Annotated in this window: 7 protein-coding genes; 4 read left to right on the forward strand and 3 right to left on the reverse strand. The window is 30.8% G+C overall.

The annotated features are described in order from the left end of the window. Positions 1-38: 38 nt before the first annotated feature. The 4 genes from BTO06_RS10790 (at position 39) to BTO06_RS10805 (ending at position 8318) form a co-directional block, all read left to right on the forward strand. Complete coding sequence (locus tag BTO06_RS10790; protein ID WP_100925318.1) at positions 39-3548, forward strand: T9SS type B sorting domain-containing protein; 3510 nt, start codon at positions 39-41, stop codon at positions 3546-3548. 23 nt (positions 3549-3571) lie between these two features. Beyond that, positions 3572-5560: an excinuclease ABC subunit UvrB gene (uvrB, locus tag BTO06_RS10795; protein ID WP_100925319.1), complete on the forward strand. Its 1989-nt coding sequence runs from the start codon at positions 3572-3574 to the stop codon at positions 5558-5560. A 39-nt stretch (positions 5561-5599) separates the two neighbouring features. Continuing rightward, complete coding sequence (locus tag BTO06_RS10800; RefSeq protein ID WP_100925320.1) at positions 5600-6802, forward strand: hypothetical protein; 1203 nt, start codon at positions 5600-5602, stop codon at positions 6800-6802. 268 nt (positions 6803-7070) lie between these two features. After that, on the forward strand, positions 7071-8318 hold the full coding sequence (locus BTO06_RS10805) for a hypothetical protein (protein WP_100925321.1): 1248 nt from the start codon (positions 7071-7073) through the stop codon (positions 8316-8318). Between the two features lie 66 nt (positions 8319-8384). Here BTO06_RS10805 and BTO06_RS10810 read toward each other — a convergent pair whose 3' ends face one another. From BTO06_RS10810 to sucC, 3 genes are all read right to left on the reverse strand, one after another. Then, on the reverse strand, positions 8385-8741 hold the full coding sequence (locus tag BTO06_RS10810) for a hypothetical protein (RefSeq protein WP_100925322.1): 357 nt from the start codon (positions 8739-8741) through the stop codon (positions 8385-8387). Between the two features lie 529 nt (positions 8742-9270). Beyond that, on the reverse strand, positions 9271-9612 hold the full coding sequence (locus BTO06_RS10815) for a hypothetical protein (RefSeq protein ID WP_100925323.1): 342 nt from the start codon (positions 9610-9612) through the stop codon (positions 9271-9273). Between the two features lie 365 nt (positions 9613-9977). Continuing rightward, entirely contained in the window at positions 9978-11174 is a 1197-nt protein-coding gene (gene sucC, locus BTO06_RS10820) for an ADP-forming succinate--CoA ligase subunit beta (RefSeq protein ID WP_100925324.1), read from the reverse strand. Between the last annotated feature and the right edge of the window lie 56 nt (positions 11175-11230).

Genomic DNA, 11230 nt, shown 5'->3' on the forward strand with positions numbered 1-11230 from the left:
TTAATTATAATTAATTTAGCATTTTAATTCGGGGATGAATGAAGCGATTAATTATACTTTTAACGGGGTTAATTTCAATTACAACCTATAGTCAAAAACAAGCTAATGTTTGGTATTTTGGACTAAATGCAGGAATTGATTTTTCTACAACACCTCCAACTGCATTAACTAATGGACAATTAAACACAACTGAAGGATGTTCATCTTTTTCTGATAAGGACGGTAACTTATTATTCTATTCTGATGGAATCAGGATATTTAATAAAAATCATACTTTGATGACTTTTACTGATGGAACACCTGCAGATAATCTAGGTGGAAACCCGTCTAGTACACAATCAGGCATGATTATTCCCAAACCCGGTTCTGATACCATATACTATTTATTTACAGTTGGTACTGATTTTGTTCCTCCGGGAATTAGCAGTAATCCTGGATTCAATTTCTACACAATTGACATGTCTCAGGATAGCGGACTAGGCCAAATTATCAATGGCCCCGTAAACCTAGCGATCGATCCTGTTAGTACTCTTGATATTAGCACTGTTTGGTCAGAAAAAGTTACTGCTGTAAAAGGTAAAGATTGTGACACCTTTTGGGTCATTTCTTTCGCTCAGGGAAATTTTTACTCTTATAAAGTTGATATAAATGGAGTAGATGTGTCAGGCGTTGTTGTGAGCCCAGTTAATTTCACTACTACTGATAAAAGAGGATATTTGCAAGTTTCTCCCGACGGACGTTACATAGCATTTGCAGATTATAGAGCTGCTCAACAAGTCATAACCGGTAGTGCACAACTTTTTAGATTTAATAATGAAACAGGAGTTATATCTCCTAATCCAACCACTTTAATTGACTTTGGAGAAAATGAATCTCCTTATGGAGTTGCCTTTTCTCAACAATCTAATAAACTATATGTCTCTTCTTACAATGGTTCAAACGCAGTTTATCAATTTGACTTGAACGATTCTGATATACCTTCTACTAGAAGTTTAATAAATTTAAAACAGGGATTTAGAGGAAGTCTTCAGTTAGGACCAGATGGAAAAATATACGCATCTGTTCCTGGTAGCGACTATCTTGATGTAATCGATAACCCTAATGATGACGCGAACGATATTAATTATATAAATGATGCTATTTTCCTTGAAGGAAGACAAACCGCACAAGGTTTACCACCATTTATTTCATCTTTACTGTTGCCAATTCAAATTCGAGACAACACAACCTTTCAAGTATTAAACAATCAAGACATAAAATATTGTATTGGAGAGTCTATTCAGATTAATTCAGCTCCTGTAACAGGAACTAACATTCAGTATGAATGGACTTTTAACGATGGAACAAATCAAACAATTATATCTAATCAGCCAAATCTCACTTTAAATAATTTAGACATAAATAATAATGGGACATATTCATTGGTTGTTACCTTAATTGACGATTGTAACAATGCAATTAATTTAGAAGGCACTTTTAACATAGAAGTTTTTGAGCCTGCAAGTGTTAATGCCTTAAATAATATAAATTTTTGCGACCTCGATGGAGATGGATTTAATACGTTTGATTTTGAAAATGACTTGTCTCCTATCGCTTTAGGTGGTTTAGATCCTAATCAATTTGAAATTTATTATTTTCTTAATCAAGCCGACTCCGATAACAATAATACTGCAAATGCAATTTCATTACCATATACTAATACTACTCCTTTTCCGAATAATCAAGATATTTTTGTGAGAGTACATAACAAAGACGCATCGGATGCATGTTTTGCCACAACACAATTTACTTTATCAATTTCAGCAATACCCACTCCTACTCAACCTACAAATTACGAAGTATGTGACGACGCTGTAAATGGAGGTGACACTGATGGATTTTTTAATGATTTTATCTTATCTACGAAAGACAGTGAAATATTAGGAACATTGGATCCAACTGTTTATAGTGTCTCTTATCATACAACTTTATCAGGAGCGCAAACAGACTCAACGACTGATGCTATTAATAAGAACAATCCTTATAGAAATATCAATATCAATGAACAATTAATATATGTTCGAGTAGAAAATATTTTCAATTCTGGATGTTTTGCTGCTTCGGATAATACTTCTGGAAATTTTCTTCCATTCCGTTTAATTGTAAATCCATTACCGGTTATTGCTATTAATCCAGCTATTATAAATCAATGTGACACTGATAGTGACCTTTCAACTAATATAAATTTAACTCAAGCGGAAATATCAATCTCTTCAAATTATATGAATGAGACTTTTAAATATTACCCAACTCAACCAGATGCAGTCGCAGATACAAATGAAATAACTGACCAGATAAATTACACAGCTTCTGATGGAGATTCGATTTGGGTAAGAACAATATCGACAGAGGGATGTTATAGAATTTCAAGACTTGATATTACGATTTCATTTGCTAGTGATGTAAATTACAATGAAGAATTCACCACTTGTGATGATTTTCTAGATGCAGAGGGAAATAACAGTATCAATAATGATGACCGTGATGGAATCGCAAATTTTGATATCAGCTCTGCTATTGATGATATCAAACAATTATTTGATCCTGCAATTAGAAATGATTTAGACGTTTTATTTTTTGAAACGATTGCTGACAGAGATGCTGTTATCAATCAAATTCCTGATCCTGCAAACTATAGAAATACAAATATCCCAGCTAGCACACAACAATCGATTTATGTAAAAATAATTAATAAGATTAATAATGATTGTACTGGTTTAGGAGAGTTTTTTATTCGTGTTTTACCATTACCAGATTTTTCAGTTACAAGTCCACAAATAGTTTGTTTAAATAATCCATCATTTATTGAAGCGGAATTACCTGACGGAAACTATACATACGAATGGAGTAGGAATGGTATTTTAGACGCATCATCGACGAGTGAAACATTAAACATATCACAAGGAGGAACTTACCAGGTTACAGCGATAAACACAACAACAAATTGTAGAAGAACACAACGAATTACAGTGAACGAATCTATCATTGCTACATTAACCCAAAATGATGTAACTATCGTAGATGATTCCGCTAATAATTCCATAACTATTAATAATAGTAATAATAATCTAGGGATTGGTGATTATGAATTTGCCTTGCAAGATGAAAACAACACAATCATTAGAGATTTTCAAGACACACCAATGTTTGAAAACTTAAATGGTGGTGTTTACACCATTCTAGTTCGAGATAAAAACGCTTGTGGTGTTGCTCAATTGGATGTTTCAGTTCTTGAATTCCCAAAATATTTTACTCCAAATAACGATGGCGTTAATGATGTTTGGGTAGTACGAGGAGCTAGCACAAGTTTTTACCCTGAAAGCAGTGTTCATATTTTTGATCGTTTTGGAAATCCCATTACTCAAATCGAAATTGATGGACAAGGCTGGAACGGTTTATATAATGGTAAACTTTTACCGTCAAATGACTATTGGTTTAATATAGAATTGACAGACAGAAGTGGAAAAAAAATAAGTAGAAAAGGACACTTCTCGCTACTTAGAAAGTAAATTAGTATGCTTATTTTTATTTAATGGATTTTAAATTAGTTTCAGAGTTTAAACCTACTGGTGATCAGCCACAAGCAATTAAGCAACTAGCTGATGGTATCATTGCAAATGAGAAATATCAAACACTTTTAGGCGTCACTGGATCTGGTAAAACTTTTAGTATAGCTAATGTTGTTGCGGAAGTTAAAAGACCAACTTTAGTTCTTGCTCATAACAAAACCTTAGCAGCGCAGTTGTACTCAGAATTTAAACAATTCTTTCCTAATAATGCAGTTGAATACTTTGTTTCTTATTATGACTATTATCAGCCGGAGGCCTACATTCCTGTTACTGGGACTTATATTGAAAAAGACCTATCTATAAATGATGAGATTGAGCGCTTAAGAATTAGTACTTCATCTTCGTTATTATCTGGGCGACGAGATGTTTTAGTTGTCGCTTCAGTCTCTTGTTTATATGGTATCGGGAATCCAATAGAGTTTAAAAAGAACGTAATACAAATAGAAGCTGGTCAACAAATTTCAAGAACCAAGTTTTTACATCAATTAGTAACGAGCTTATACTCAAGAACTGAAGTTGAAATTAAAAGCGGAACTTTTAAAGTAAAAGGAGACGTTGTTACCATTTATCCCTCTTATGGAGAAAACGGATATAAAGTTCATTTTTTTGGTGATGAAATTGAAGAAATCGAATCTTTCGACCTAGAAAGTAATCAAATTGTAGAGGAATTTGAACAATTAAATATCTATCCTGCCAATCTTTTCGTTACTTCTCCAGATGTTTTACAAAATGCAATTCATCAAATACAAGATGACTTGGTGAAACAATGTGATTACTTCTCTGAAATAGGAAAACATTTAGAATCAAAAAGACTTAAAGAACGCACTGAGTTCGATTTAGAAATGATTCGTGAACTTGGATATTGCTCAGGAATTGAAAATTATTCACGCTACCTTGATGGTCGACAGGCTGGGACAAGACCATTCTGCTTACTAGATTATTTTCCTGATGATTATTTAATGGTAATTGATGAAAGTCATGTCACAGTTCCTCAGGTGCATGCGATGTATGGTGGTGATAGAAGTCGAAAAGAAAACTTAGTCGAATACGGCTTTAGATTGCCTGCTGCAATGGATAATAGACCATTGAAATTTGAAGAATTTGAAGCTTTACAAAACCAAGTAATTTATGTTTCAGCTACTCCTGCTGACTATGAATTACAGAAAACGGAAGGAGTTTTCGTAGAACAGGTTATTCGACCAACAGGATTACTAGATCCTGAAATAGAAGTTCGTCCAAGTTTAAATCAGATTGACGATTTAATAGAAGAAATACAAATTAGAGTTGAAAAAGACGAAAGAACTTTAGTCACAACTTTAACTAAAAGAATGGCTGAAGAATTAGCTAAGTACCTAACTAGAATTCAAATTAGATGTCGATATATCCATTCTGATGTTGACACGTTGGAACGAGTAGAAATTATGCAGGATCTGCGTAAAGGGTTATTTGATGTTCTAATTGGAGTGAATTTACTTAGAGAAGGATTAGATTTACCTGAAGTATCCTTAGTGGCAATTTTAGATACTGATAAGGAAGGTTTTTTACGTTCACACAGATCATTAACCCAGACTGTTGGTCGAGCTGCTAGAAATGTGAATGGTAAAGCTATTATGTATGCCGATAAAATTACAAACAGCATGCAAATGACCATTGACGAAACAACAAGAAGAAGAGAAAAACAAGTGAATTACAACACTAAGTTCAATATCACACCAAAGCAAATCAATAAGAAAATTGACAATACGTTGGCTAAGAATAATATTGCTTCTTATCATTACGACAACGCAACGAAAAAAGCTGCAGAACAGGATTTAGAATTCTTGCCAAAATCTGAAATTGAAAAACGTATCCGAGATAAAAGAAAACAAATGGAAGTGGCTGCAAAAAGTTTAGACTTTATGGCCGCAGCTCAATTTAGAGATGAAATTGAAGTATTAAAGAAGCAGTTATAATTTTTCTATATTTGCACGCAAATTAAAAAATTAAAGATTATGAAAAAGTTAATAGCTCTATATGTGCTTTGTACTTCTTGTGTATTATTTGGGCAAACTAAATTTGAAAAAGGCTACTTTATAACGACAAAAGGAAATAAAGTAGAGTGCCTTATTAAAAATGAAGACTGGATAGGTATTCCTGATAGAATTGAATATAAATTAGACGTAAACTCTAAGGTTAATTCAATGGGAAAAGAAAATTTAACTAAAGTTCACATTGTAGATAAAATTTTACTTGAAAGACATGAGGTATTAATTGAACGCTATTCGAAAAATTTAGATGAACTAAGTATTAGTAGATTAATTAAACCTAAAAAAGAAAGTTTACTTCTAAAAGTTATAGCTGATGGAAAAGCTAAACTATTAAAATATGATTTCAAAGGAGTACAATATTTCTTTTACGAATTAAATTCAAATATCAATTCTCTTGAATACAAATTATATAAGACATCTAAAGGTTATTTAGGTAGAAATTTAAATTATCAAAAAATCTTAAAGGACAAACTAAATTGTTCTAATAAAAACCTAAAATCCAACATAAAATACAAAGAGAAATCACTAGTAAATTACTTTATAGATTATAATTCTTGCTCTGATTCCTCTACAGAAGTTTACAGTCAAGAAATAAAAAAAGGAAAGTTCAATATTAGGGGGAAAATTAGTTTAGGGAAATCTAAATTTAAAAATAATCAATATCAATTTGTATATAAAATTGGATCAGAGATTGAATATGTACTTCCATTTAATAACTCTAAATGGTCTGTTTTCTTTGAACCAACTTTTCAAAGTTATAGTAATAATGAAGGGATAACTATCGGAAGTATTACATTTATAGGTGTTTCTGGAGGAGTTTACTCAGTACCTAGATATTATGATGGTGAAGTATCATATAAATCTATTGAATTACCTTTTGGAGCAAGACACTATTTTTACTTAAATGATAACAACAAACTTTTTGCTAACGGTGGTTTTATCGTTGATTGGGCCTTAACAGATTATTTGATTACAAATCCAAATGATTTACTTCCTATTTCTACAACTGTTAATTATTTTTTAGGTTTTGGATATGAAATTAATAAACGATACTCTATAGAATTCAGATTTAATACTCCTCGTACCATCAGTTCAATTAATGAGAGAGGTAGTTCTACCAGTGATTACACAAATTTCTCTTTTAAATTAGGGTACAATTTCCTTTAGAAACGAAATCACAAATGATATAACAAAAGTTCACCTAAATTTGGTGAACTTTTTTATTTTAATATAATCTGTGCTTAATACGATTTTATTTAAATTTGATAAATAACTTATCTTGATTATCTTGAAAAACCTGATCTCTGCCGACTATTTGTCTAATACTGAAGAAAAACTCTTTTTTATTAAACGAAGTAAAGGATTAATGAATAATTTTGGCTAAAATCTTCTTAAATTAGCAAAAAATTCCTTTAATATTTTTACAATCAACCAAATGAAAAAATTAATTGCATGTGTAACAATTATTATAACTCACTCTTTATTTAGTCAACAAAACTATGAAAAAGGTTATTTTATAAATAAAAACAGAAATAAAGTTGAATGTTTGATTAAAAACGAAAATTGGAAAAATACACCTTCAAATTTTAAATATAAATTATCTCATGATTCTAAAGTGAAACTAAATAATTTAAATAATGTTATAGAATTTAGCATTCCGAATAGTTTCAAATTTGAAAAACACTTAACTAAAATTGACAAATCGAGTGATTTGGATTATCGATTGAGTAAAGTGAGAGTTCCAGAATACGAAGAAACAGAAGTTTTCTTAAAGGTATTAGTTGAAGCTGAAACAAAATTATACTCATATAGTACTACTAATTTAACTAAGTTCTTTTTTTCAAAAGGAACAGAAAAAATCGTACCATTAGTTTACAAAAGATACACACCAGTAACTACGGACATTAAAGTAAACGAATTGTACAAATTTCAATTAAGGAAACTTTTACCTTGCCCAGAGCTTAATTCTAAAAAAGTTAATTACACAAAAAAAAGTCTAATTGAATATTTCATAAATTATAACAAGTGTGGAATTAAGTCAACAAATGTCAAAGAAGAAGAAACATTAGATTATTCTATAAATGAAATTAAAAGCTTTATAGAATTTAAAATTAAAGCTGGAGTTAACTTATTTACAAATACAATTAAAGATGACACCAAATTAAACCCTACAATTGTTGGAGAATTTAATAAAATTGGTTTAAAGTTTGGTGCAGAACTAGAATATTTCCTTCCTTTTAATAATCATAACTGGTCAGTGCTTATCAATCCAAATTATCAAAGTTTAAGGGAAAAAGTTACGCTCGCGAACGATAAAGAACCTCTAATCGGAGATTTTGTTTATGAATTAGATTATCAATCAATACAAACTACCTTTGTTTTCAGAAAATATTTTTCTTTAAATAGAACATCCAAAATTTTTATTGATTTAGGTGTAAATTTTAACTTTCCATTCAGCTCTAGTTACACTATATTGAGTAATAAAACAAAAGCCTTACAAGAGTTTACCAATATTCCATCTTCAGGGTTATTTACTGCGGGAGTTGGCTATAAATTTAAAGACTTTTACCTAGAAGCTCGATATATTCCAGAACAAGACTTGTTAGGAACTTTTACAAATGTTGAAGTAAATAACAGTAGTATAGCACTGATGCTTGCATACACTATCTTAAATAGTAAATAATACTTCTAACAATAAAAAAACTCACCTATTAAGGTGAGTTTTTTTTTTTTACACTTTCTTATTCTTTTAAAATAGTTCTTGTAAAGAAATTATTTTTACAGGAACTATATACACTTTCTTAACAGTATTACCTACTAATTTTTTATAGTTTAATCGAGATTTTACGAAAGCTCCAATAGTTTCCTTATCTCCTCTTGTATCAACTGATAATACAACAATTTCATTCTCATTATTCACAGTAAGCCTAATCTTAACCATAAAGTTTTGCTCTACTGGAAAATTTGGATTTTCTAATAATTTCTGAATCTGCTTTGATATTACAGATACGTTAACTCTATCATTTCCTGGTGTCGTCTCCTTTGCTGAAACCGTGTTACTGAACGCGATTAATACAGCTACTAATAAAATTTTAATTGATTTCATAGTGATCGCTTTTTTATTGTTTATATGTTACTATTTATTTTAAACAACATTACGTTTATAATGATCCTAATAGTCTTGCAAGACGATGTAAAATTACAAGCGATAAATAACTTATGTGTTATCTAAAAATTAACAAAAACTATCGTCATTACTAACGAAAACGCAATAGTTACGTCTTTTTTTATATAAAATTTTATGCAAAAAAACAGTAATTAGTAATCTATTAAAAAAGTAAAGCTACAGCTAGAAATTATTAAATAATGAGTTCATTTTTTATCGAAAACCATGTTTTGGAACAAAATCCAATCTTAAAAAATTTACATTAAATTTACATTTAAAAAACTATTTTTTAACTATTAAAATTATCGAAAACGTTGTCGAAACACCAAAACACTGAATATATTCCAATAAAAACAGCTATAAAACAGCTTACACAATAAAAAATATTCATTTACATAGTTTTTACTGAATATATTTCAATAAAAAAAGCTCACATAATGTGAGCCTTCTTAACTATTTACATATTAATTTATAACGAAACCATCTTTACAGGTAATGTATAAACTTGTGCTTTTATATTACTAGACAGTTTTCTATAGTTCAATCTAGTTTTTATAAACTCTTCAATAATATCTTTATTGTACTCTGCTTCTACGGAAAGTACAACTAATTCATTATTCCTATTTACAGCGAATTTAACAGTCACAGAAGCGTTTCTTTCTACAGGAAAGCTTGGGTTTTGTAATAACGATGATATTTCCCTTGAAATAATTGCCATTTTTGCCTTGTCATCAAATGAATTTGTTTCGGCCGCAACAATGTTACTAAATACTAATGTTACAGCAACTAATAATAATTTGATTGATTTCATTGTGTTTGTTTTTTCGAGAGATTAAATAATAATTTTACTTTTTTTGATTATTAACTTGGTTTGCAAACCATTACAAAGGTATCTTTTATCTCAACTCAATATGTTACCACATACTTACCAAACTTTCAAACAATAGTTATCTTAATGTTTATTGAATGTTTTAATATCAAAAAAAATTAACAATCAATTAAAAATCAACTATCTAAGCAATATTTCTGAATCATAAAATCAATAACATATAATTTCAGACTATGAAAAAACTATAATATAATTGACTTTTCCCTAAAATTGAGGCAGAAAAAACCCTACTTTTTATAAAGTAGGGTTTTCAATATAACTTAAGAATTAATTTACATGGCTAAGAATTAGGCTCCTAATACTTCACCAACTTTGTCAGCTGCTTCTTGGAACTCAGTTGCTGAGATAATTTCCATACCGCTGTTATCAATTAATTCTTTTGCTTCTTTCGCATTTGTTCCTTGTAAACGACAAATAATTGGAACATTGATTCTGTCTCCCATGTTTTTGTATGCATCAACAACTCCTTGAGCAACACGATCACAACGAACGATTCCTCCAAAAATGTTAACTAAAATAGCCTTTACATTAGGGTCTTTTAAAATAATTCCGAAAGCGGTTTCAACACGTTTAGCATCAGCAGTTCCGCCAACATCTAAGAAGTTTGCAGGATCTCCACCAGCTTGCTTAATTAAATCCATAGTTCCCATTGCTAAACCAGCTCCATTTACCATACATCCAACGTTACCATCTAAATCAACATAGTTTAATCCAGCTGCTTTAGCTTCAACCTCGATTGGATTCTCTTCACGCTCATCACGCATCGCTGCATAATCTTTGTGGCGGAATAAAGCATTTTCATCTAAAGTAACTTTAGCATCTACAGCTAAAATCTTATCGTCAGATGTTTTCAATACTGGGTTAATTTCAAATAAAGCTGAATCAGACTTTACGTATGCTGTATATAATGCAGTAACGAATTTGATCATTTCTTTCATTGCTCCACCGCTTAAACCTAAATTAAAAGCAATCTTACGAGCTTGAAAAGGTAATAATCCAGTTCCTGGATCAATTTCTTCTGTAAAGATTAAATGAGGAGTTTCTTCAGCAACAGCCTCAATATCCATGCCGCCTTCTGTAGAATACATAATCATGTTTCTACCTGTTGAACGGTTCAATAAAACCGACATATAAAATTCATTTGGCTCACTGTCTCCAGGATAGTAAACATCTTCAGCGACTAAAACTTGATTTACCAATTTACCTTCAGCAGGAGTTTGGGGAGTAATTAACATCATTCCGATGATATCGTCAGATATACTTTTTACTTCATCTAAGTTTTTAGCTAACTTAACTCCACCTCCTTTTCCACGACCACCTGCGTGAATCTGAGCTTTAATTACGTGCCAACCAGTTCCTGTTTCTTCAGTTAATTTTTTTGCTGCATCAACTGCTTCCTCCGGAGTGCTAGCAACTATACCGCGTTGTGTGCGAACGCCAAAACTACTTAATATTTCTTTACCTTGATATTCGTGTAAGTTCATTCGATATGAATTTTTAAAGTCCAACAAAAATACAAATTCAAACGAAACTACAGATG

Origin of the sequence: Tenacibaculum sp. SZ-18 (genome assembly GCF_002813915.1) — a bacterium.
In the GTDB taxonomy this organism is placed as follows: Bacteria; Bacteroidota; Bacteroidia; order Flavobacteriales; family Flavobacteriaceae; genus Polaribacter.

Excerpts from the sequence above, each read along its gene's own strand:
- BTO06_RS10800 (WP_100925320.1), top strand. The coding sequence starts at position 5,600 with ATGAAAAAGTTAATAGCTCTATATGTGCTTTGTACTTCTTGTGTATTA.
- BTO06_RS10815 (WP_100925323.1), bottom strand. The coding sequence starts at position 9,612 with ATGAAATCAATCAAATTATTATTAGTTGCTGTAACATTAGTATTTAGT.
- BTO06_RS10790 (WP_100925318.1), top strand. The coding sequence starts at position 39 with ATGAAGCGATTAATTATACTTTTAACGGGGTTAATTTCAATTACAACC.
- sucC (WP_100925324.1), bottom strand. The coding sequence starts at position 11,174 with ATGAACTTACACGAATATCAAGGTAAAGAAATATTAAGTAGTTTTGGC.
- uvrB (WP_100925319.1), top strand. The coding sequence starts at position 3,572 with ATGGATTTTAAATTAGTTTCAGAGTTTAAACCTACTGGTGATCAGCCA.
- BTO06_RS10805 (WP_100925321.1), top strand. The coding sequence starts at position 7,071 with ATGAAAAAATTAATTGCATGTGTAACAATTATTATAACTCACTCTTTA.
- BTO06_RS10810 (WP_100925322.1), bottom strand. The coding sequence starts at position 8,741 with ATGAAATCAATTAAAATTTTATTAGTAGCTGTATTAATCGCGTTCAGT.